This window comes from Chryseobacterium sp. Y16C, from assembly GCF_022488405.1.
Taxonomy (GTDB): Bacteria; Bacteroidota; Bacteroidia; order Flavobacteriales; family Weeksellaceae; genus Chryseobacterium; species Chryseobacterium geocarposphaerae.
In genome coordinates this window covers 2,963,272-2,986,275 of record NZ_CP092711.1, presented here as the reverse complement: position 1 = coordinate 2,986,275, position 23,004 = coordinate 2,963,272, and the positions used below count along the sequence as shown (strand labels likewise).

General features: G+C 34.5%; 17 protein-coding genes. 5 read left to right on the top strand and 12 right to left on the bottom strand.

Going from position 1 to position 23,004, the window contains the following annotated elements:
• Positions 1 to 63: 63 nt before the first annotated feature.
• The 4 genes from MKS83_RS13350 to MKS83_RS22340 form a co-directional block, all read right to left on the bottom strand.
• On the bottom strand, positions 64 to 1,416 hold the full coding sequence (locus MKS83_RS13350; protein ID WP_240580098.1) for a sensor histidine kinase: 1,353 nt from the start codon (positions 1,414 to 1,416) through the stop codon (positions 64 to 66).
• Complete coding sequence (locus MKS83_RS13345; protein ID WP_100377385.1) at positions 1,413 to 2,105, bottom strand: response regulator transcription factor; 693 nt, start codon at positions 2,103 to 2,105, stop codon at positions 1,413 to 1,415. The genes MKS83_RS13350 and MKS83_RS13345 overlap by 4 nt, the downstream gene beginning before the upstream one ends.
• 296 nt (positions 2,106 to 2,401) lie before the next feature.
• Entirely contained in the window at positions 2,402 to 4,597 is a 2,196-nt protein-coding gene (locus tag MKS83_RS13340; RefSeq protein ID WP_100377384.1) for a glutamine synthetase III, read from the bottom strand.
• A gap of 106 nt (positions 4,598 to 4,703) precedes the next feature.
• Positions 4,704 to 4,907, bottom strand: coding sequence for a bacteriocin-like protein (locus MKS83_RS22340; RefSeq protein WP_410678604.1), 204 nt, complete (start codon positions 4,905 to 4,907; stop codon positions 4,704 to 4,706).
• Positions 4,908 to 5,014: 107 nt separating this feature from the next.
• Here MKS83_RS22340 and MKS83_RS13335 point away from each other — a divergent pair, with 107 nt between their 5' ends.
• The 4 genes from MKS83_RS13335 (at position 5,015) to MKS83_RS13320 (ending at position 9,749) form a co-directional block, all read left to right on the top strand.
• Positions 5,015 to 6,706, top strand: coding sequence for a DUF6909 family protein (locus MKS83_RS13335; protein WP_100377383.1), 1,692 nt, complete (start codon positions 5,015 to 5,017; stop codon positions 6,704 to 6,706).
• A 12-nt stretch (positions 6,707 to 6,718) separates the two neighbouring features.
• Positions 6,719 to 7,246, top strand: a complete 528-nt coding sequence (locus MKS83_RS13330; protein ID WP_240580097.1) for a cysteine peptidase family C39 domain-containing protein — start codon at positions 6,719 to 6,721, stop codon at positions 7,244 to 7,246.
• Complete coding sequence (locus MKS83_RS13325; protein WP_240580096.1) at positions 7,243 to 7,713, top strand: DUF1572 domain-containing protein; 471 nt, start codon at positions 7,243 to 7,245, stop codon at positions 7,711 to 7,713. Before MKS83_RS13330 ends, MKS83_RS13325 begins: the two co-directional genes overlap by 4 nt.
• 200 nt (positions 7,714 to 7,913) lie before the next feature.
• Positions 7,914 to 9,749 carry a M1 family metallopeptidase gene (locus tag MKS83_RS13320; RefSeq protein ID WP_240580095.1) on the top strand — a complete coding sequence of 612 codons (1,836 nt, stop codon included), beginning with the start codon at positions 7,914 to 7,916 and terminating at the stop codon, positions 9,747 to 9,749.
• Positions 9,750 to 9,818: 69 nt separating this feature from the next.
• On the opposite strand, the gene MKS83_RS13315 is transcribed toward MKS83_RS13320, so the two are convergent.
• Entirely contained in the window at positions 9,819 to 10,418 is a 600-nt protein-coding gene (locus MKS83_RS13315) for a hypothetical protein (RefSeq protein WP_240580094.1), read from the bottom strand.
• Positions 10,419 to 10,599: 181 nt separating this feature from the next.
• Here MKS83_RS13315 and MKS83_RS13310 point away from each other — a divergent pair, with 181 nt between their 5' ends.
• Positions 10,600 to 11,358 carry a type III pantothenate kinase gene (locus MKS83_RS13310; RefSeq protein WP_240580093.1) on the top strand — a complete coding sequence of 253 codons (759 nt, stop codon included), beginning with the start codon at positions 10,600 to 10,602 and terminating at the stop codon, positions 11,356 to 11,358.
• Positions 11,359 to 11,411: 53 nt separating this feature from the next.
• On the opposite strand, the gene MKS83_RS13305 is transcribed toward MKS83_RS13310, so the two are convergent.
• The 7 genes from MKS83_RS13305 to MKS83_RS13275 all read right to left on the bottom strand — a co-directional run bounded on the left by MKS83_RS13305 (position 11,412) and on the right by MKS83_RS13275 (position 22,951).
• Positions 11,412 to 11,843 (bottom strand): nucleoside deaminase, encoded by a 432-nt coding sequence (locus tag MKS83_RS13305; RefSeq protein WP_240580092.1) that lies wholly within the window; start codon positions 11,841 to 11,843, stop codon positions 11,412 to 11,414.
• The gene (locus MKS83_RS13300; RefSeq protein WP_240580091.1) at positions 11,844 to 12,476 is read right to left on the bottom strand and encodes an energy transducer TonB; all 633 of its coding nucleotides are present in this window, start codon (positions 12,474 to 12,476) and stop codon (positions 11,844 to 11,846) included.
• 54 nt (positions 12,477 to 12,530) lie between these two features.
• Complete coding sequence (locus MKS83_RS13295) at positions 12,531 to 13,451, bottom strand: helix-turn-helix transcriptional regulator (RefSeq protein ID WP_240580090.1); 921 nt, start codon at positions 13,449 to 13,451, stop codon at positions 12,531 to 12,533.
• Between the two features lie 132 nt (positions 13,452 to 13,583).
• Positions 13,584 to 14,225: a hypothetical protein gene (locus tag MKS83_RS13290; protein WP_240580089.1), complete on the bottom strand. Its 642-nt coding sequence runs from the start codon at positions 14,223 to 14,225 to the stop codon at positions 13,584 to 13,586.
• Positions 14,226 to 14,248: 23 nt separating this feature from the next.
• Positions 14,249 to 15,931, bottom strand: a complete 1,683-nt coding sequence (locus MKS83_RS13285; RefSeq protein ID WP_240580088.1) for a hypothetical protein — start codon at positions 15,929 to 15,931, stop codon at positions 14,249 to 14,251.
• A gap of 75 nt (positions 15,932 to 16,006) precedes the next feature.
• A complete protein-coding gene (locus MKS83_RS13280; protein ID WP_240580087.1) occupies positions 16,007 to 19,705 on the bottom strand; it encodes a hypothetical protein in 3,699 nt (1,232 codons plus the stop codon).
• A 99-nt stretch (positions 19,706 to 19,804) separates the two neighbouring features.
• Positions 19,805 to 22,951, bottom strand: a complete 3,147-nt coding sequence (locus MKS83_RS13275; RefSeq protein WP_240580086.1) for a hypothetical protein — start codon at positions 22,949 to 22,951, stop codon at positions 19,805 to 19,807.
• Positions 22,952 to 23,004 lie beyond the last annotated feature (53 nt).

Genomic DNA, 23,004 nt, shown 5'->3' with positions numbered 1-23,004 from the left:
TTTTTCAAAGTAAAAAATACATTTTGAAGCAAATTTGAAGTTTGAAAAATAATGTAAATCGCTTTATTCAGCAAAGTTTACAACTTGTTCAACGCTTTCGAATTCTAAATTGTTTTCATTTGAAATCTTATCAGAAATTAGTGGTTCGTGGAGCTGAGTCTGATCAAAATGAATTGTAATGTTGTGCCATCCGTCAGCAAAATCGTAATGAACAGCAAATTTATTGACTTCACAGATTTGTTTCACAATAGAAAGGCCAAGGCCGATACTTTCCTGGGACTGGTTACTTTTTTTAAACCTTTTAAATAATTCATTGGGCGGAACATCAGGCGGAAGTCCGGTATTGCTGATCTGGAAGTAGTTTTTGGTAAGATTAATTTCAATTTTTCCGCCTTCCAGATTATGCCGGATTGCGTTGGAAAGAAGATTGCTTAACAGAATTTCGGCTAAGGTCGGGTGAATTTTAATATAAACATTCTTTTCACAATTTCTGTTTAACGTAATGTTTTTCAACGCCAAATGATCCTCGTACATACATAGCGTTTCTTTTTCAACCCTGCAGAATTTCAATTCTTTGTTTGTTAAAAACTCATTGTTATTTAATTTAGTTAAAAGAATTAAAGAGCGGTTGATGCGGCTTAATTTGTCAATTGAATTCTGAATATCTGTTAGTAAGATGGCTTGGTTTTCATTGATTTCCGTTTCTGCCAACAATTCAATTTTACTTTGAATAATGGCTAAAGGTGTCTGAACTTCATGAGAAGCGTTTTCAGAGAATTCCTTCACGGAAGCATAGTCTTCCAGCGCCTTGTCGGTCATGGTTTTCAGGAATTCATTTAATTTTTTAAACTCTTTTGTGCTTGTCGGTAAAAGTTCAAGTCTTTCTTTTTTCTGAATACTGAATTTTTGAAGTCCGTCGATCGCGTGGTGGAAAGGTTTTAATATGAATTTAGATAAAATTCTTGCGGTAATAAAAACAATGGCTGTAATTAATAATAATTTCCAGAAGAGAGCGATCAGCATTCCGCCCATAATTTCTTTGGTAGCGGTAATGTAGGTGTATGAAGAGATTTTGTAAATTCTATTATCAATATTTGCAAAAGAATTGATCTGGATTTTACATTCATTCTTAGAAACGCCATTGTCTTCAAGGCAGGTGTGAAGAATTTCCGGTTCCGCAGGAAGGTTTTTTCCGTTTAAAACATTAATGGCAATAGGAAGTCCCTGTGTTGTCGTTGCTGGAGCTTCTCCTTTTTTTATCTGATTAATTACATAATTGTTGACGGTTTTCAATCTTTCAATTTCAACATTATCCAGTCGTTTTTTTATGCTTGTATACGAAATATACATGCTTATGGGCGTTACAAGCAAAATAATGGCGATAAACCAGACTGATATTTTATTCACTAAATTCATGAACCACTATATTTTAAAGCATTAAACTTGTATCCCAAGCCGTAGATCGTTTCGATATAATCGTTACCTTTTGCAGCGCCGATTTTTTTTCTGAGATTTTTAACGTGCTGATAAACAAAATCAAAATTAGCCAAATTATCGGTATAATCACCCCAAAGATGATTGGCAATAGACTGTTTGGATAATACCCGGTTTTTGTTGACGAGAAAGTAAAGAAGTAATTCAAATTCTTTCTGAGTGACTTCAAGTCTTGTTTCATTAATGGCAACTTCGTAAGTATCAGTATTTAAAATGATTTCATTGAACTTTACTTCGTTGTAACCATCCATTTTATTTCTTCGGTAAACGGCCCTCAATCTGGCATGTAGTTCCGGTAAGTGGAAAGGTTTTGTGATATAATCATCGGCGCCTTTTTCCAATCCGTTGATTTTATCGTCTAAGGCGTTTTTTGCAGAAATAATGAGAATTCCGCTGTTGATTTTTTCACTTTTGATATGATTTAAAATATTCAATCCGTTTCCGTCGGGCAACATAATATCCAGCAAAATACAGTCGTAGGAATTGAAATTTAATCGTTCCAATGCTTCGTTGTAGTTATAAGCGCATTCACAGATATAGCTCTCGCCTTCAAGGTAAAATTCCATACTTTGGGCGAGTTCTCTGTTGTCTTCTATGATCAGGATTTTCATAATTGAAGCAAAATTAAAATTAAATTTTGTATGAATTTTGAAGTTATGGAAGTCTTTGTCTATTAGTGTTTTAAATTAAATTTTAATTTAGATAAAAGATCGGTCGTCACTTCGAGTAAATTTTTGAAAAAAAATTGTATCGAGAAGTTCATTTAATTAAGTTCTCGATACATTTTTCTTAATATCACGATGAAAAACACTTGAACTGGCGAAAATTTCATATTGAAATCAGATTAAACAAAACAAAAACTCCCCGATTAATCGAGGAGTTTCACTAATATGGAACTTTACAAATGTTACTTTGTAAATAACATTTCTCTGTATTTCGTCATTGGCCAAAGCTCATCATCCACCATCATTTCTAAATCATCAGAAGCTTCTCTGATAACGTCGAATAAAGGTTTTACTTTGTTGCAGTAAGTTTCTGCCTGCTTTTGACTGTCTGAAACCGCTTTTGCAGCTTCTCTCGCTTTGATCAGATCTTCAACGCCAACTTTAATTTTAGAAACGTTTTCAGAGATGCTGGTAATTAAGCTCATTTGTTCTTTCGCTAAAGATTTGAACTCTTTGTCTCCGAAAATTTCTTTAAGACCTTTTACGTTCTCGATCAGTCTGTTCTGATAATTTAAAGCTGAAGGAATAATGTGGTTTCTTGCGATATCACTTAGAACTCTTGCTTCAATATCGATAACCGTAGAATATTTTTCTAATTTGATTTCGTTTCTCGCCTCAACCTCTCTGTGCGTGAAAATTCCCATTTCTTCGTAAAGAGCTAAGAATTTTTTATCCATCTCCTGCTTAAGAGCTTCCGGAGTAGTTTTTAAGTTGTTCAAACCTCTCTTTTTAGCTTCTTTTGCCCAGTCATCAGAATATCCGTCACCTTCAAACATGATGTTTTTACACTGCTTGATGTATTCTCTCAATACGTTGAAGATCGCTTCATCTTTCTTAAGACCTGTTTCAATTAAAGCATCAACTTCTTTTTTGAAATCGTTTAATTGTTTTGCTGCGATGGTATTCATTACGGTCATAGATTCAGCACAGTTGGCTGCAGAACCTACCGCTCTGATCTCAAATTTATTTCCTGTAAATGCAAATGGAGAAGTTCTGTTTCTGTCAGTGTTATCCAACAAGATTTCAGGAATTTTTCCAACAACATTTAATTTTAAGTCTGTTTTTTCGTCCGGTGAAAGTTTTCCTTCCGTTACTTTTTCAAGCTCTTCCAAAACTCTGAACAATTGGCTTCCGATGAATACAGAAATAATTGCCGGTGGAGCTTCGTTTGCTCCTAATCTGTGGTCGTTACTTGCAGAAGCAATGCTTGCTCTTAAAAGATCAGCATATTCGTGAACCGCTTTAATTGTATTAACGAAGAACGTTAAGAACTGTAAGTTTTTCTTAGGATTTTTTCCTGGGCTTAAAAGGTTTTCACCGGTATCAGTTGCCAAAGACCAGTTGTTGTGTTTTCCGCTTCCGTTTACGCCTGCGAATGGCTTTTCGTGGAATAAAATGTGGAAATGGTGTCTGTGAGCAATTCTTGCCATTACGTCCATCAACAAAGAGTTGTGATCTACGGCTACGTTTACTTCTTCAAACATTGGAGCCAGCTCAAATTGGTTTGGAGCTACCTCGTTGTGTCTAGTTGTTACAGGAATACCCAATTTCATACATTCGATTTCCAACTCTTTCATGAAGTTCATTACTCTTGTAGGAATAGAACCGAAATAGTGGTCATCCAATTGCTGTCCTTTTGCAGGAGAATGTCCCAATAAAGTTTTACCTGTTAAAACTAAATCTGGACGAGATTGGTATAATGCTGAGTCAACTAAGAAATATTCTTGCTCCCAACCTAAGGTGGGCGTTACTTTTGTCACGTTTTTGTCAAAATACTGCATTACGTTGGTTGCAGCTTCGTCTACCGCGTTCAATGCTCTTAAAAGAGGAGCTTTATAATCTAAAGTTTCTCCTGTATAAGAGATGAAAATAGAAGGGATACATAATGTAGTACCCATAATAAATGCCGGAGATGTAGGATCCCAAGCTGTATAACCTCTTGCTTCGAAAGTGTTTCTGATACCACCATTCGGGAAAGAAGACGCGTCCGGTTCCTGCTGGATCAATAAGTTTCCACTGAATCTTTCAATGGCTCTGCCTCCTTCGATAGGAGTGAAGAAAGAATCGTGCTTTTCTGCAGTACTTCCTGTCAAAGGCTGAAACCAGTGTGTGTAGTGAGTTACTCCTTTGCTCATTGCCCAGTCTTTCATAGCTACTGCTACCTGGTCTGCAATGTGTCTCTGGATTTTAGTCCCTTTTTTTACCGCATCCATAATAGACTGGAATGCTTCTTTTGTTAAATATTCTCTCATCGTTTCTTCTGAGAAAACATTTTGACAGAATAATTCTGACAATTTCACAGGAACTTCCACAGAGTTATCTCTTCTAAAGTCCTTAAATGGTAAAGTTTCTAACGCTTTGAATCTTAAAGTTGACATATAGGTTAATTTTTACGGGGCAAATTTACAAAAAAATATAAGATAAAATAAAAACACCCCTAAAAAATATGGGGTGTTTTTATTTTTTTTATTTTGTTTTCAATCTTTAGGGGTTTTCTGGGCAGATTCCTCCAATAAGACATAAGCAATCACAGGTTGACGGATCAAATTCTACGGGACAATTTCGTTGTTGCCATAAAGACATATTGCACCATTGACCACAAACAGAAGCTGGTTCTGCAGGACAAGAATTACCCTTTCCTGATACTGAGCGTAACTGCTCTCGTGTTAATTTTTTTAGATTTTTCATAGTAAATTATTTGTTGTTTACCAAATGTAATGAAAAAATAAATAATAATTAATAGGATTTTTAAATAATAATTTTTGAATGTAGTATATTTGTGTGAAATTTATTTTATGACAAATTCTAGAGCAAGAGAAACAACGGAAGCAATTGAAAGATTGTATATTTCTATGAGACACCTCTTTTACAGAGGTTTTTTTAAACCCGCCGGTGTTTCAGGGGAGAGTATCAGAAGTTTGTTGAAGACCATCAATCCGGAGATTTATGGGAGTATGAATATTCCGAGTAAATTGGAACTGGATGGTTTGATGTATGTTTTAGACAGACTTCCGGAAGGAATTGAAGAATGTGCTTTTATTCATCTTACATCAGATGAGGGTTTTGATAAAGGAAGTTTCGAACCAATTGTACCTAAAAAGAGAAGAAGAAACTGTTACAGAATTGATGAGCACCAAATGAATATTGAAGTTCTTTTGGGACGTTCCGAGATTTATGATATTCTTACTCACTTAACCTTCTTATTTATAGAAGCGGATAAGGTTAGAAATCTGGCTTTCATCCAGGATGAAAACTGGAAACCGACGCGTGCTTTTAAAATTATTGAAGAAGTCGTAAAAGGCGAAAAGAAATTCAGCAGAAAGGAAAAAGAAGTTGCCCTGATTCATTTATCTTCTTTGATCGGAAGAACTTTTGATGAAACATTAACAGCTTACAATACTTTCGGGGACGATCATAATCCTGACCGTTTGTTTAAAATTATTTACAACTTAGCGAAAGTAAGTTTAGAGGATGCAAAACAGACAAGAGAAAGAGAAATTCATTTCAGTGCTATTTTAAGAGAAAGAGTAGGACATCACTATTTTGGTGAGAAGTGGGCAGATAAAGTGAAAGAGGTTTTATTTGAAAACAATCTTCATATGCGTCCGCTACATATTATTTCCGCCAATATGCACTCTGTGAAAAATATGCTGTATGCCAATGATGCATTGAAGAAAAAAGATCACAAGGAAGTAGACTATAAATTATACGGAGAAATTTCCGATAAAAAAGAGCTTCGTGATAAGGTTTCCAAATATGCTTTGGAAGAAGGAATGATCTATATTAATGATAAGAGCGGCAGTAATATTGATGTTCAGATCATTGATCTAAGTAAAACCAATCTTAAAAACACTCCTTTCCACGATATTAAATTTGGCGGAGACGATGTGATTATGGTTTTTGATTATGCTTTTGGTGAACAGGCTTATGAAGTAATGGACGAATTATTGAGACCTTACGAGCATAAAGGAGAGGTTTATATGATGAAAGTGAAATCTGTTTCCATTATGGGTAAAGCGGGAATTCTTGCTGGTGGAAAAGGAGATATCATGATTCCTACGTCACACATTTTTGAAGGAACGGCAGATAACTATCCTTTTGAAAATACCTTGAAACTGGCAGATTTCCATGATGATGAACTGAAAGCATTTGAAGGTCCGATGATTACTGTTTTAGGAACTTCACTTCAAAACAGAGATATTTTATCATACTTTATGAATACTTCCTGGAAGGCCATAGGTCTTGAAATGGAAGGGGCACATTATCAGAAAGCCATTCAGGTGGCATCTAAGATCAGACACCATATTTCACCGGATTTATTTGTAATGTATGCATATTACGCTTCAGATAATCCTTTGGAAACGGGAAGTACACTTTCTTCAGGTGGTTTGGGATTAACAGGAGTAAAGCCAACCTATCTGATTACTTTGAGAATCTTGGAAAAGATCTTACAGAGCGGAAAGAAAGAAGTTTCTGCTAAAAAATAATTTGATTAAAAAATGAATTTTCTTTATAAGATAGGAAATATTTTCATGAGCATATTTTTATTTATGCTCATGATTTTTTTTGCGATGAGTTGTAAAAATGAAAATGCCACGCAAAATTTTCCTTTTTATAAACAGACAAGTGAAAAGACTTGTGGCCCAACCTGCTTAAGAATGATTTTTAAATATTATGGTCAAACTTATACCGAGAGTTATCTGAGTAAAATTACTCACTTTGATTCTTCAAAAGGGACAAGCATGTATGATTTATTCTCTGCTGCAGAATCATTAGGATTTAAACCTGAAGGTGTGGAAGTTGATTTTCAAAATTTAAGTAAAAATGTAGTATTACCTTGTATTGCTTATTGCAAGCCACATCATTTTGTTGTGGTTTACAAAATTGAAGATTCAAAAGTATATGTTGCAGATCCAGCAGATTCGTTAAGAATTTACAATAAAGAAGAATTTTGTAATTTTTGGGAAGACCCTAACTCTAATGGCATCAAGACAGGATATGCTTTAATAATAAATAAAAAACAATGAGCTCAATATCACAATTAGCCAAAAGATTCAGAGAAGTAATGCTGGATGGTTTATGGATTGCTAATACCAATTTTAAAGATCAGCTTTTGGGTGTAACTTGGGAGCAGGCAACAATGCAAGTAGGCTCTTTGAACACCATTGCCATGCTTACTTTTCATATCGATTATTATATTGCAGGTTTGGTGAATGTTTTTGAAGGCGGGAATCTGGAAATCAGGGATAAATATAGCTTTGATCTTCCACCAATTGGATCTCAGGAACATTGGGAGGAGCTTTTAAATAAGCTTTGGAATGATTCTGAAAAGTTTGCTAATCTATTGGAACAAATGCCCGATTCTAAAATGAATGAAGTTTTTGTCGATGAAAAATACGGTACCTATTTAAGGAATATTGACGGGATGATTGAACATGCGTATTATCATCTTGGACAGGTTACTTTGATCAAAAAATTATTGAAAAATCAGTAAAATCATATTCCCACAGATTGTATAAATCCCGCGGATTAATTTCAAAACAATTTTCTGTGAAATCCGTGAAATCTACGGATGTATTTAACAATTAGAATAAATTTAATCTAACACTATAATATAGAATAAGCCTCATCAATACCTCCACGTTTGAGGTTCTTACTTAAAATACATATCTTTAGAAAACTAAAAAATTTTAAATGAAAAAATCGGTTGCAATCCTATTTGCGTTTATAATTTCACAATTTCAAGCTCAGCAGGGAGCTTATTATCAGCAGAGTGCAAAGTACAAGATGGATATTGATGTGAACGCTGAAAAATTTACTTATCAGGGAAATCAGACTTTAGAATACACCAATAATTCACCGGACGAGCTTCATGTTGTTTATTTCCATTTGTATTGGAATGCTTTTAAACCCAATTCCATGATGGATCAGAGAGTTGCCGGACAAGGAAAAAACGGGGATTCAAGATTGCAGAAAGACGGAGTTTCAAGATTGGCATCTATTCCGAAAGATCAGGAAGGAGCACAAAATATTCACTGGATCAAACAAAACGGCAAAACATTGAAGTTTGAAATTCAGGAAACCATCATGAAAGTCTATCTGGCAGAACCGATTAAGCCAAATTCAACCACAACATTCACGATGGATTGGGATGCCGTAATTCCTCAACAAATCAGAAGAAGCGGAAGAAATAATAAGGAAGGTGTTGATATGACTATGACGCAATGGTATCCTAAAATCGCAGAATATGACTATGACGGCTGGGCAACATTCGATTATATCGGAAGAGAATTTCACGCGCCGTTTTCAGATTTTGATGTGACGATTAAAATCAACAAAGATTATGTAGTAGGAGCAGGGGGAATTCTTGAGAATCCGGCAGAAGTGAAAGGGTATGATACCAATGCAAAAATCAAAGCTGATAAAAATAAGGCCACCTGGAAATGGACAGCGAAAAATATGCTGGATTTTGCATGGAGCGCAGATAGAGATTATGTGGTGAAAAGTTTTGATGTTCCGCAAGGTCCGAAGGTATTTTTGGTGTATCAGAATAATGAAAAAACAAAAGTTTGGGAAGAAGCGCAGCCTTATGTTACAAAATATTTCCAATTGATGAATTCCCACTTCGGAAAATATGTATACCCAACTTACGCTTTCATTCAAGGGGGAGACGGTGGAATGGAATACGGAATGTGTACGATGATTTTAGGAGAAGCAAAAGATATTAAAGGATTGATGGGATTGATGGCTCACGAAGGTGCCCATTCCTGGTATCAGCAAATGCTTGCCACAAATGAGTCGATGCGTCCGTGGATGGATGAGGGGTTTACAAGCTATGCGGAAAACTATGTAATGTATCAGTTATTTCCGGAAGACCTTCCCAATCCGTTCGCGCATTCTTTGGATGCTTACAGAAACTTTATTAAAAAAGGAATTGAAGAACCTGCGGTTTGGTTAGGGGATCACCATGATAACGGAACTGCTTATACATACGCTTCTTATGTAAAAGGAGAATTGTATCTGGTGCAGCTGGGTTACATTATGGGAGAGCAGAATTTGGCAGAAACTTTAAAGCAATATTATGATCAGTGGAGTATGAAACATCCTTCTGACAGAGATTTTCTACATATTGCTCAGAAAGTTTCAGGGATGGATTTAAAATGGTTTCAGAATTACTGGATCAATACTACAAAAACGATCGATTACGGAATTAAAGACATAAAATACGAGGCAAAATCAACAACCATCACTTTGGTAAATAATGGACAAATTCCAATGCCTATTGATTTTAGTATTATAACAGCAGATAAAAAGATTGTAAATTACCAGATTCCCATGAATATGACCCATACGTGGAAAGAAAAGGATATTTACGGAGACTTTAAAACAGTGCCTTACTGGCCTTGGACACAGAAAGAGTATTCAATTACGGTTCCTTATACAAAATCTCAGCTGTCTGCAGTAGGAATTGATTTTAGTCAAAGAATGGCAGATATCAATATGCAGGATAATTTTGTTGAGGTGAAATAAACATCACATTGATTCTATAAAAAAGTCTCTGAAAATATTTCAGAGACTTTTTATTTTGTAGTGACAAATCTATTTTATTTCAAACTGCTGTACCATCCAATGCCTTGAATGATTTTTAATCAAATCATCCTTTATGGTGTTGTCTTTGGTATTCAGGTAGCTGTATACTTTAAGTGGAATGGAATCCGGATATTCTTTTAAGCCTTGTATTATTGTATTTTGAGACTCATCTTTTCTATGGCCGCTTTCTAATGCTTCTGCTTTGTAAATGTAAATAATGGCTGGAATTTTCCCGAAAATGTCTTTTGTTTCATTTTCAAGAATATTCATGGTCTCAATCTGAAAGTCTGCATCCGGTTTTTTTCCTACCGCTGCTGTTTTGCTGATATGCTGCTGATACATCAGAAAAAGCATGAGGATATGAAGATTTTTAGTATTGGGATCGGAAACCAGTTTCTCTATTTGCTGGATGTCTTCGGGAGTCATTTCTTCCTGATCTGCCTGAAGGTTTTTTTCATAAAAAGTAGTTAAGAGATTATAAATCGTTTTATCGGATTTATCAATTTGGGATTTTTTCTTTAGGTCAGGATAGATATCTTTAATGGAAGCTTTTTGCGCATAAAGAGACAGGTTAATCATTATAAAAAATATCAAAACGAACTTTTTCATGTCTGTAGGATAAATTTGAGTGGTTGTGACTTTAAATATAATTAATTGTTTTAAAAAACGAAAATTTCAAAATAATTTCAAACGTTCTAGCGTCTTGTTTCTATCAAAAATTATTAATTTTGAGCCTTAAAATTAATTAGGCTTCTCTATTACTAAATAAGCCAGATTGAAACATAAATCAATGAATTCAATTGTCATAAATGTTGGGAACAGCAATATCAGGTTTGGACTTTTTAATGGTGATAACTGTGATGTTTCATGGGTAATCAATACAAAACCTTACAGAACAACAGACGAGCTATATGTTCAGATGAGTATGTTATATCAAACCTATAAAATTGAACCCAAAGAAATCAGTAAAGTAATCATCGGTTCTGTTGTTCCTCAGCTTACCAAAGTGATGAGTTCTGCGATCAAGAAAATACATGATATTACTCCTGTCATTGTTGACAGAAATACACCTTCCGGTGTTCAGGCAAAATCTAAGCAAATGGGAACGGATATTTATGCGAATCTTGTAGCAGCGCATAATCTGTATCCCGGCAGGAAAAAGATCATTCTGGATTTTGGCACTGCACTTACTGCAAGCTGCGTTGCTGAAGATGGAGAAACGATGGGAGTTATTATTGCTCCGGGAATTGTTACTTCTCTTAATTCGTTAATCAGTCAAACGGCGCAACTTCCAGAAATTGAATTGAAGAAACCCAAATCGGTTTTGGGCTTAGATACGGTAACCTGTATGCAAAGCGGAATGGTTTATGGTTTTTTAGGAATGGTAGAAGGGTTTATAGACCGAATTAATGATGAGGTAAATGATGACTGTTTTGTGGTGGCAACGGGCGGTGTTTCGCATGTTTACAAGCCTTTGACGAATAAAATTCATATTGCAGACAGACTGCATACCCTGAAAGGACTTTATTTTTTAGGAAAAGATAAATGAAGATAAAAAAGCAGCTATAAAAGCTGCTTTTTTATTATAGGTTGCATAGAAAGTTATCTTCTAGATTTAAAAAACTCCTTTACAATGGAAGAACATTCGTTTTCCATGATTCCGGTAATGACTTCCGTTTTTGGATGAAGAGACAGGTGTTTATTGATGAACCCTCTCTGTTCGTCCCGTGCTCCGATCACTACTTTTGAAATCTGTGACCACGAAAGCGCTCCGGAACACATTACACATGGTTCTAGTGTCACATATAGCGTGCAGTCTTTCAAGTATTTTCCGCCTAAAAAATTAGCGGCAGAAGTAATGGCCTGCATTTCTGCATGCGCGGTTACATCATTTAACGTCTCTGTGAGATTGTGGGCTCTTGCAATAACTCTGTTGTTAGAAACAATGACACATCCAATGGGAACCTCATCTTTTTCTAAGGCAATTTCGGCTTCCTGTAAAGCCATTCTCATGTAATATTCGTCTGTAAACATTTATTCAAAATTCATCGTTAAAGGAAGTTTGAAGCTGAATCTCACCGATTCCCCATTGACTGTTGCTGGAGAAAATTTCTCAGGAATGGAGTATAGCGCAATTTCAGCCTGCCTGTTGAAGGTAAAATTATCTCCCTGAGCATTTACATTGCTGATGCTTCCGTCCCTTTCGACAATAAAATCAACATTGGCTTTGATTGTTTTGGTTTCGGAATATACTCCCGGTGTATAAAAAATCTGAGCAATCTCCTGTCTCAATGCATTGATTCCACCTGGGTAATCGGCATTTTTACTTACTGCTGAACCTCCTTTGGATTGGGTGTTGGATAATTCTATTTTGTCGTTTTGCTGATTGATTCTTTTTAAATCTTCCAGGTTTTTAACTTTTAATAAAGCTCCGATCATTGCAACATTTTCAATGCTGTCCATTTTTTTCATGAACAACAGATAATCCTGTTTTATGGCTGCTTTGGTCAATGTATTGGTTTCCGCGTCAAATTTCTTTTTAAACTCAGTATTGAGCATACCGCGATGCTGATTGTAAAAGTTTTTTACATTTTTAAATTCTTCCGTCTGTTGCGAAAAACAAAAAGAAGAAATAAGGCAAAACAGACAAAAGAATATAGGTTTCAAATTGAAATATTTATGTAAATGTAATCAAAAATAACCGAAATTCTTCATTCTTTTTTATTCACTCAGATAGCTGTTCAAAGACTGCTGCAGATGATTACGGATCTCATCAACTAAAGTTTTAGGTTCTAAAACGCGTACTTCTTTTCCATAGGAAAGAATTTCCTGCATAAAGTCATAAGTAGGGTGGAGGAAGAATTCAAAATAGATTTCTTCGGGAGTTTCCTTCAGTTCTTTCTGAGACTGGTGAAGCGGAAAACTTTTGATATATTCTCCCTGGTGTCTGCTGCATTTCAGGACAATTTTTTCAGGATTCTGTTCTGAAAGATTCATCACACCGAAAGCATTTTTAAAATGTTCCCTGAAATTATACTTATACTTTTCCCTGAATTGTTTTTCACTTACATCCAAATAATTGATTCGGTCCAATCCAAAAGATTTCAGCATTTTGTCTTTCGTATCAATAGCAATCAGGTACCATCTGTCTTTGGATTCTTTTAAGGCTAACGGATGAACTTTTCGGGAAGTCATCAGCTTGTTTTTGTAATTGTAATGCTCAAAAGAAACGATTCTTTTATTTCGGATCGCAAAAAACAAATCATAGAAATTTTCAACTCCGGTTGGTTTTCTGCTTTCAAAAAAGATAAAATCAGCAAAATCCGGATGCGTATTCATGGCGTTGCTTACCTGAAAAGACTCGAGCAATTTCTGGTTGTATTCATCTACCTCCATGATTGGTCGGCTTTCGATATAATACCGATTGTCCCCTTTCTTTTTATTGTGAATGGAAAGATTAAAAAGATCGGAAATCTCCCGAATATCCCTCTGTAACGTACGGATAGAGTAGCTCTTGATATCCGCATCCTGAAATTCGAAAGAGTTAAGAAGATAGTCCTCCAGCTGCGAATAGGTAGCCGGAGAACTTTCCAATCTTTTTATAATTAAGGCATATCTTGTCAGGTAAAAATCTTTTTTCATGGATGAATTTTATAAGACAAATATATGGGCTTAATGCGACAAAAGGTGTCGTGTTTTATTTTTTTAGTAAATATAAAAGGCAAAAGCCACAGTATTCTGTGGCTTATTGATTATTATTTGATGATAAATGTTCTATTTGTAATTTAATGATTCGCAATCTAATTTATGAAAGGTATTAATTTTCTGTTCAAAAATACAGGTTGATAATTTGGAAGAAGAATAAGAGCTAATTAGAACATATTTATCAAAAAAAATAGGTTGAGATAGGCTTATAGATTTAAATGTTTCATTCTTCTTTGCCTTTTTAAAGTTTTTCAAAAAAGAGTAATATGCTGTTTTCTTTTTATCCTCATTCCAATTTTTTTTCGAATATATAATAAATTGAGTTGGTTTTTTAGTATTAATAATCTGTGCTTTCTCCTTTTTAGTAAGGTTTTCAGGAATAAATAAAATGCAATCATAAGGAATATTCTTTTCACTTATAATAGGTATTCCATTTTCACATAAAATAGCTCTTTTCAAATTATAGTCTTGCCAGTTTATCTGGCTAATATTTTGATTTTTTAGAGCATTAGTATATTGTTGTCTGCTATTCAGGGAGATTGATTTACTCCAATCATCATTGAGTTCAGTAAGTAAAATGGGTTTGGCTTTTCTCTCTAAAAGATAGTAATCGTTTCCATATATACCATTAATAAAGCTTGAAATTTGTTCCTTATTTTGTGCGAAACAAGGAATATTGACCATTAATAATAAAAAGAAAAAGTATTTCATTTTTTGTAATTTAATTATTAAAATTATAAATTATCTAGTAAATCTTCACAATCTTTTTTTAAATTTTCAGCTTCTTTGGGATTGTCATCGAAAAGATTTTCGTAATACTGCAATTCATTTCTACTTCTTTCGGTATGGTAACTTTTCATATTTTCCCATTGTTTTGCATTAAAAACATACGGTTTTGGATGTAAAAGTTTAGTTCCGTCAATATTGATAACATAATAATCCATCACATTTTCAAGAGTTAAGCCTTCTTTCTGAATATTAATTCCTGTTGAATTTTCAAAAATATGACCTAAACTGAGACCATGAGCTAGCTCATGCGCATAAGTACTATACGAATCTTTCCCATGTATTAAACTAAACTTAGAAACAAGCACTGAAAGTTTATGACTTTTAATACGGTTTGACTCAAAAGCTTCTGTCCATTTCCAATTTCCGTCCTGTAAATAAATTTTAAATGTAATATCTTCTAAAAGGAAAAAAGGAATATAAGTATCTAAATACCATCGTCTGATTTCGTTCAGAAAATCTTCTTTAGAAAATACTTTTCTAATTTTATTTTTATATTTTTCATAAATAGCATTTAATTCCGTTGAGGTATTTAATTTGTTCTGTATATCGAGGTTATAAATCTTTGATATATGACTTTGAAGCTTAGATTCGGAGGTGTCATTTTTCGTCGCTAAGATCGAATTTCTTTTAAAAACGGTGGATAAATCACCTTTATTTTTTAAATCAACTACATCAGTATAATCCGCCAAATTAAATTTTATTTCTTCAACACCTGTACTCGAATTAATTTCTTTATATTTTTCTTCAAGTTTTAAAATATCAATAGTGTTTTTAGGGACAATGATATTCATTGCAGCCTGTCCCATAGTATTATTGTTTAAGAAGGAAGATAAACCTGTAATATCAAATGAATGATTTTCTGTGTACTTTTCTGTTCCATTATTTGTTACTTTTACCTTAATAAACTTTAATTTAACATTATTTTTTTTATTGGGAACAAAATTACATTGGCCCACTAGAAACTCTTCTCCTTTGTCATTTTTATAAAAACAAATTAACCCTATATGATCATCAAAGTCATCTACGGCTTGTATGGTAATTTGTGAGTCAAAATCTTCTTTACCAGATAATATTAATTCTTTACCGGAAATGATATTTAATTTGTTATCTGGATAATCTCTAAATTCTGATGTTGCTGCATTTTTAATTGGAAGCTTTGCTTCGTTTAATAATACAAATTTAAATGAAAGCTTAGGTAACATATATTTCTTTTTTGAATATCCTTTAATATATAAAGTGACATTATTATTTTTTGTGATACAAACAGAAGGAATATAATATTTATCATTCCCTTTGCTTTCTAGTTTGAAATTGTCTCTATTTAATTTCTTTTCTTCAATTACTGTTTTTATGTCTGTATTAACTGTATAATCATTCTCAAATTGTCTTGCAGGATAGAGTTTTGGAATATAAGTGTCAAAACCAAAATTTCCTGTATATAAATTGTCATATCTTATTTCTCCACTTGATTCAGTTTTGGGAAGACTTCCACTTGCCTGATTTTTTGATCGAAAGAATAAAACAAAGATACTTTGATCATCAAAATAGATTTTTTTTCTGTCCGTTTTATAAACATCCACATCAGCCACACCAATCTTTGCAAGATTTCTAATATCTATATTTTTCATTTTTAAAGTTATTTAAAATTAAAAATTGAGAAAAAATAGCAGTGATATTTCACACCGCTACTTAAGATTAATGATTTATCCAACAATTGTAGTAGGTAGAGTAGTTTTATCATCACCTGTTCCTTCTAATCGAATATCATCCAAACTAAAAGAAGTTTCGCCTTCCAATTCTTTTGGATTTTCACAATTTTCAGGATGCTCTTCAGGGAAGATTGGTAAAGGCTGGTCTTCCGCTACCTGTAATCCAACGGATTGTGCCTGTAGAATGGTTAATGTAGTAGGAACTCTTGTAATCCAGTATTTACCTTGAGGTACTCCTGTCGGTTGTCTCATTTCATCAACAATCGACATATACATAGGATCTCCGATTACAGGAACTTCACCGCCATTCCAGATTCTTCCGGTCGTCATGAAGAATTGTACTGCGTCTTCAAATCCTGGTTTTACGGTAACAATCACTCTTGCCATCCCGGATTGTAAAAAGCTTCTGAATAATGGATCTGCGCTTTCCGACAGGTACATTTTCTGCCACTCATCACGGTGTGCCCAGTAATAAGGATAGAAAGTATAATCCATAATTTCCCATTCGAATGCCTGCTCCATAAATTTGGCTAAAGCAGCGTATTGCTCAAGCTCTTCCCCTAAGATAACTTCAAAGTTTTTCATCTGGTCACCCACGGTAAACTTCTGACCTAAAGTGTTTAGATAATCCTGTAATAAATAAGCAATACAATTGTGTTTCAGAATTACACTTTCTATATCACGATAGAAAACCGACTGTTTGTTTTGGTTTTCAGTTGCCTGTTCTTTTGCTTTTTCGTCAGCTTCTTTTTGTTTTGTTAAAAAGTCTGCGTAGGCTGTTTCATAAGCTGCAATAATTGCATCGAAATTTTCTTTTTTCCAGGCTTCGAATAGAGCGGGTTTGATTTCTAAGTTTAACCTTAAGGAAATGTCTACAATTCCAATGTTGTAACCTGAGTTTTTGAATACCCAGCTGCCTGAAAGATTGAAGCCTCCTAAAGAAAAAGATTCTGTTGGATTGTATTTAGCGAAGCCAATACCATTTGTGAAATCTCCTGTTATCTGGAGGCTTCTGCTACTTTTCGAGCGTGTTGCAGAATAAGAGACATCTACCGATTTACAGATGTAGTCTGCCGGAACTGTAAAATTTCTCTGCTGTACACTACAGTTTCCACTGTCGTTAAACTCATCATGAACATTTTCAATATGCTGATCTTTTTCTTTAATTGCGGTAAGTTTTACTCCATAGATAGCTGCCCAATATTCCAGCAATTCTTTAGTTGCTGATTTTGAATCGGCCATAGTATTTGGTCTTGGTGCTTTTCTAGGGTCTACAGGTTCTGTAAAAGTTTCCTTATTTACAAAAGCAGACAGACGGTGCAACTTAGCAGGTTCAGGAATCATAAATTCAAACATGGTACGTTTCCCATAGTTATAAATCTGATTCTTCATTTTTTTATCAACCCATCTGTAGACCCCTGTAATATGTTTGGGCTGTGCAGCATCAGGATTATTGGTATCAGTAACCTTTCCGCGGTTATCAAATTCGTGTACGTTGGTTTCTGTGTATTCTTTAATGATCTTTTGAACTCGCTCTTTATTGATTTTCGTAAGAACTCTTTCCATCGCTCGCTCCGTGATTTCCTGAGATTTTGCGACAGCCTGTCTTGTACTGTCATGTTGAGCCGTATTATTAGCGTAGTTCGCTCCAATTTCAAAGAATGTTTTGCTGGCTCCATAGCTAAATCTTGTACTTGCAGTGATGCTTTGCTGTTTTTCCAGTTCTTGAGCCACTTCAGTCTGCATTTCATTTCTTTCCGCTTTTGTGGTGTCGGAAATTTTTTCTGTTTCAACAGATTCTGATGTGGTATCTGTAATTTCCGAATAATCTCTTGAAACGGAAGACTTGTGACGCAATTCACTGGCCATTACGTTTTCAATATTTGAAACTTCACCAGGGACGTAGGCATGTACACTTTGCTCCACTTTTAAGTAATCTGCAATTCCCAGTCTTTTTACACCGAAATGTTTTGGCACGAAAGTTCCCGGTTTGGGAGTCGTTCCGCCTTCGGTAGGGTTTTCAATTTCCAGCTTTACTCTTTCCGTATATAAAATACCTGTATAAGGTGTTTCTAATGAGATATTAGTAAACTCCAGATTGGCTTCTTCCCCATTGTTGAAGAAAATTCTTATCTTTAAATTATTGATAAACCTTCCAAATTTGTTGACCAGAATAGGAGGGAAGGTAATTTTTTCTGCACTTACGCTGATATTTGAATAGGATTCTTCATACGTTCCGAAATCAGTAACAGCGTTTACTTTAGCAGAGGCAACTCCCCAAACATTGCTTGCTGCCTGATAATAAAATGTAAGATATGATGATTTTCCGTTCAGAGTGCTGGCTTTAAGATAGAATGTTCTGGAAATAGTATTTAATGGACTGCTTCCGATGTCACTTACAGGGATGAGGATTCCACCAATATTTGCATAAATGTTTTTATTAACAGATGTTTTTTCAAACAATGCTTGGGTTTGAGAAGCCTTTTTTTCATGTAATACTTCAAAAATTTCATTGTAAGTATCATATTCTTCATCAATGTTAACTCTGATTTCTCCCAGCTGTATTGTTCTGTCGGAAATGACAATGATTACAGAGTAATCTAGCTCTCTGGTTCCTGCATCCGTGAATATACTGACAAATAGCTTTAAAGAATCCAGAGAAAGTTTAGCTTTAAAATCTTCAAAATTAAGCTCATCTTTATAGCTGAAAGTAAACTGAGGAACATTTAATTCTCCTAGCTCAGCATACATGGCATCGATTTCTTCTTGAGTAGTGGTTTCTGTAATGCGGGCTTCAATTTCCCTCAGTTTTCTGTCATATTCGTCGATTTCGGGTTGGTAAGTCTCGAGATATTGCTTATAAGCAGCATCATAAGCTTTATTTTTGATTTTATAATATGATTTTTGAGTAGCCTCCAACTCTGAAATAAGAAGCTCTATACCTTGTTTTTCTAAATTGAGGGAAGAGAGTTCCGAAATTTTCTCACCTTCCACTTTTAACTGTTCCTGTACTGCAATAGGAAGAAGATCTGCATTGATAGGGTCTTCTGCTCCTAAGGAAGAAGTTCCTACGGTAAAGGCTCTGCTGGCAATTAAAGATGAGCCGCCTGCATTTGTACCTTCTCCAAAAAACTTTAATGGTAATACGACTTTAGCATCTAATGATTTAGCTTGTAGATCATCTCCGTTGATTTTTTTTAATTCATCGGTAGGAATTAATTGACAAGCATAGCCTAAATGTAGTGCCTTTAAAATGTGAATAATGGCTTCTTTTACATAAAAATCGCTTTGCCTTACCGTTTGAAATATGAGATTGTCCCATAAAGCTCTGTATTGATCTTGAGTAGTTTGAGAATATAGAGCCATTACAATATCTTTATCAGAAACCGAAATTTCTTCTTTTTTAGCAATTTTTCTTCCGATTTTCAAGGCTTGGGAAAAAACACCGGATTCAATCTGTGCTTCGTTTTGAAATCCTGTAGGAAGAAAAGACTGAGCAGCACGTTCCAGCGCCTGGAATTTTGCAATTGCGGTATCGTTCTCAGGTACTTGATTATCAAAAGCACTTGATAAACCAGCAGGTCTGTGTATAAAGCCTAGGTTGGTGGCTTTGGTTTCTGTTAATTGTGGATTTCTAAGGCTTACAAATCTGAAAAGGGTTTGTGAAGCATTATTTTTATTAGTTGTTGTCATTGATTTTGCTTTTTTATAGTTAAATTGTATTGCTGTAAGTATATAGTTGGTCTGGAAATACGAATGGAGTATTTCATGGAAATCTGTGTAGAACCATTTTTATATAATCGAATAAGTATTAGATGAGGATATTCTGCGTAAGTGCCCGCTATTATGGGCCATATACACTTTGGTTTCACCTGGTTCAATATTATCTACATTACCATATCCCTCAACATCTACCCTAAGTATATTTGATGCTGAAAAATTATGTAAGTGATAAGTTTGGCCATTCGGTAGTGAATGAATTACAACCCGCCCATTTGCAGAAGCATTAAATACAATATTAAACTTCTCTACAGTAGAGTCACCAATATCAAAAGTATTATCATCAATCTCTCTATATTCCTGTAACTGAGTAAAGCTTGTATTACCTCTCGCAACAAGATTAGAGGTATCAATATTATCAAGTTTTGTTTTATCAACACTAGACATAAATCCTGCCGTAGAGCTAGTTGCATTAGCGTGAGCTGTTCCTCCTGAACCCACGTGTGATATAGGTGTGTAATTAGTAGAAACATATCCTTGCGTTGCTATTGGTACAACAACACCAGTAGAATGGTACATATAAGGATACTCATTTCCTGTATTGGTTGGTAAATTTCCTGAACTAAAACCAATTGCTATCGCATTATCCCATAAATTAGCTTTAGTATCAGGATTAAAATTCCCTGCGTGCCAAATATTATTCCCATTCAATTGAATGTTGCCAGCAACATATAACCCTGTAGGATTTACAGTAGCAATGGTATTCCCATTGGCTTGTAAGTTTATACCTAAACTTGCATTTGCATTAATTGTTAATGGCGAACCATAATTCTCTATCCTATCATAAGTAATAGTGTCTGAAGCATTTTGAGCAGTAATATTTCTTGCATTTAGGTTACCTGTCATAGTATCACCTGATTTACTCACTTTATCATTTGGATTAAAGTTATGACCTGTCCAAACGACAGCTTCACCAACACCAGTTTTTGTGTGTAAAATATTAGAAGAAGATTTTAATTTAATATTACTTAAACCTAAACCATTACCTAATGCTACTGTTCCACCATCTACATCAAGCATTAAATTTCCTGTAATAGAGCCACTATAAACACCTCCAGTCAGTCCTAATGAAGGAACAGTTAGTTGACCTGTCATAGTATCTCCTGACTTGTTTACTTTTGAATCTGGATCAAAATTAACAGAATCCCATTGCTTTCTCCAAGGAGTAAAGCCATATGCATCTGACTTTCCTCTAGTAAATAATTGTCCTGAGAAAATTTCTGTAGCCAATTGTGTAAACTCCGTTGCAGATTTTCTATGGGTCCATACAGAACCATATCCTACACCTGCTGGTCTATTTGCTGTACCATCATTGATACCTAGTATTGAAGTTTTAGATACGGCATCCATATCTGTAGCTGTTACTTCTGTAACAGTACCTAATCCATAATTATGATAATCTTCTAAATTTCCTGAATGCCAAATTTGATTTCCTCCTATATACCCATTACCATTTTGTGACAAAATAAAAGAAGCTGTATTATTTACATCACTTGGTACATTTAATTCAGTATAGAAATTATAAGTTGGACTCCAACCTCTTCTCAATAGATTTCTTTGTAGATAATCTGTACCACCAAGTTTAATAACATCAGTAAATATACTAGAGGGAAAATCTAAATATCCATTGTTTCCATCAATAGATAGAATTCTATTGTAAGTAGCACCGCCATCGGAAGAAAAATCAAAACCGAATTTGACTTCTGCTGAAGAACCATCTCCGCCTCTAACAATACCATATTTCCAAACATTTCCATAAAATGTATGAAGCCATCCACCCGAAATATTACCATATCCACTTGTAGTATTATATGATTGAGTATTATTCTGATTGTACTCATTACCATATATAGTAAGTTTGGCAGTTTGGGAAAAACTTTTATCTGCTATAATAGTTTGAGGCGTATTAATAGTGACATAATTACCTAACTGACTTACTGCAGCAAAGTCTGATATTGATTTAGCACTACCTCCTGCAAGAAGTACAAAGTCATCATCATAACCATTCTTTATAAATCCATTTGCTTTAATTGGAAAATATCCTGTACTATTAGTATTCTTAAAATGCAATCCAAAACCATCAAAAGCTAGTTGTGAATTATCTACTCCATCTTTAATAAATGATATAGCTGGATTTGAACCATCACTAGATCTTATCCATAATCTATTATTTCCTACATCTCCACCAAGATAAGTATAAAATGCTTTAATTCCTGTAATATCCTGAGATGATGTTTTATCCACATAGTCATTAGGATTAAAATTTCCTGAGTGCCATAGCCATCTAACAGGATTCCATGTGCCATTATCTCCATTATGGCTCCTAAGTCCAAATCTATCACTGTAGTATTCACCAAATAACTCTACCGCATAATCATTATGAAGTCCAGAAAAATTAATTACTGAACCTGCCGTATTTACTAATCCAGCCCAAGTATAATCAAACCAAGTTTTATTAGTCCTTGTATCTGAACCGTTACTTATACTTCCTGCTGAGTGTATATTATGATAATTCCCCAATTGACTTGATAAAGCAAAATCAGATATGGCTTTATGACCACCATTTCCTGTTAATACATAATCATTACTCGAGTCAGATTTTATAAAACCGTCAGAAACTATAGGAATGCTGTCTGTTCCCGAGCTATTTGTAAACCGAAATTCATCATCATTATATACAATTTGTCCAATACCATTTGAGTCAAATGTTATACCGGCTCCTTCGGAGTTAGTATTTTTAATATGTAAGGAATTATTATGGTCATCAGTCCAGAATGTTTTGGTCCCATTTGGGAAAACATCTTGTGGAGAATCTGTAATCATGACATTGTGGCCCGAAATTATCGGGACATACTCAGAGCCACTCCATCTTAACTGGGTATTAGTACTGTTGATTACATATATTTTACCTCTTTCCCCAGGATTGGGTAAGTCTTCAAGAAAGTCGAATTCCAAAATATCATCAACATAGCTGGGTAATTGCGTAGCCGGAATTTTTCCGTCAATTAAATCGGCTTTATTTGAAAAATCATAGTTTATATTTTCCAGAGGAAGTTTTTCATTTTTATGCCAATAAGAATCCTGCCATTCCCAGAAATCATCTTGTTTTGGAATATCTCCATTTTCGAAGAAACTTTTTAATTCTTCTTTAGATTTCATTTTTTGTCATTTTTGGTTATAAAAGTTAATATTGCGCTTCTTTTCATTAAGAA

What these genes read in the sequence shown, in the direction of transcription:
- MKS83_RS13350 (WP_240580098.1), bottom strand. Translation starts at nt 1,416, where the DNA reads ATGAATTTAGTGAATAAAATATCAGTCTGGTTTATCGCCATTATTTTG.
- MKS83_RS13345 (WP_100377385.1), bottom strand. Translation starts at nt 2,105, where the DNA reads ATGAAAATCCTGATCATAGAAGACAACAGAGAACTCGCCCAAAGTATG.
- MKS83_RS13340 (WP_100377384.1), bottom strand. Translation starts at nt 4,597, where the DNA reads ATGTCAACTTTAAGATTCAAAGCGTTAGAAACTTTACCATTTAAGGAC.
- MKS83_RS22340 (WP_410678604.1), bottom strand. Translation starts at nt 4,907, where the DNA reads ATGAAAAATCTAAAAAAATTAACACGAGAGCAGTTACGCTCAGTATCA.
- MKS83_RS13335 (WP_100377383.1), top strand. Translation starts at nt 5,015, where the DNA reads ATGACAAATTCTAGAGCAAGAGAAACAACGGAAGCAATTGAAAGATTG.
- MKS83_RS13330 (WP_240580097.1), top strand. Translation starts at nt 6,719, where the DNA reads ATGAATTTTCTTTATAAGATAGGAAATATTTTCATGAGCATATTTTTA.
- MKS83_RS13325 (WP_240580096.1), top strand. Translation starts at nt 7,243, where the DNA reads ATGAGCTCAATATCACAATTAGCCAAAAGATTCAGAGAAGTAATGCTG.
- MKS83_RS13320 (WP_240580095.1), top strand. Translation starts at nt 7,914, where the DNA reads ATGAAAAAATCGGTTGCAATCCTATTTGCGTTTATAATTTCACAATTT.
- MKS83_RS13315 (WP_240580094.1), bottom strand. Translation starts at nt 10,418, where the DNA reads ATGAAAAAGTTCGTTTTGATATTTTTTATAATGATTAACCTGTCTCTT.
- MKS83_RS13310 (WP_240580093.1), top strand. Translation starts at nt 10,600, where the DNA reads ATGAATTCAATTGTCATAAATGTTGGGAACAGCAATATCAGGTTTGGA.
- MKS83_RS13305 (WP_240580092.1), bottom strand. Translation starts at nt 11,843, where the DNA reads ATGTTTACAGACGAATATTACATGAGAATGGCTTTACAGGAAGCCGAA.
- MKS83_RS13295 (WP_240580090.1), bottom strand. Translation starts at nt 13,451, where the DNA reads ATGAAAAAAGATTTTTACCTGACAAGATATGCCTTAATTATAAAAAGA.
- MKS83_RS13290 (WP_240580089.1), bottom strand. Translation starts at nt 14,225, where the DNA reads ATGAAATACTTTTTCTTTTTATTATTAATGGTCAATATTCCTTGTTTC.
- MKS83_RS13285 (WP_240580088.1), bottom strand. Translation starts at nt 15,931, where the DNA reads ATGAAAAATATAGATATTAGAAATCTTGCAAAGATTGGTGTGGCTGAT.
- MKS83_RS13280 (WP_240580087.1), bottom strand. Translation starts at nt 19,705, where the DNA reads ATGACAACAACTAATAAAAATAATGCTTCACAAACCCTTTTCAGATTT.
- MKS83_RS13275 (WP_240580086.1), bottom strand. Translation starts at nt 22,951, where the DNA reads ATGAAATCTAAAGAAGAATTAAAAAGTTTCTTCGAAAATGGAGATATT.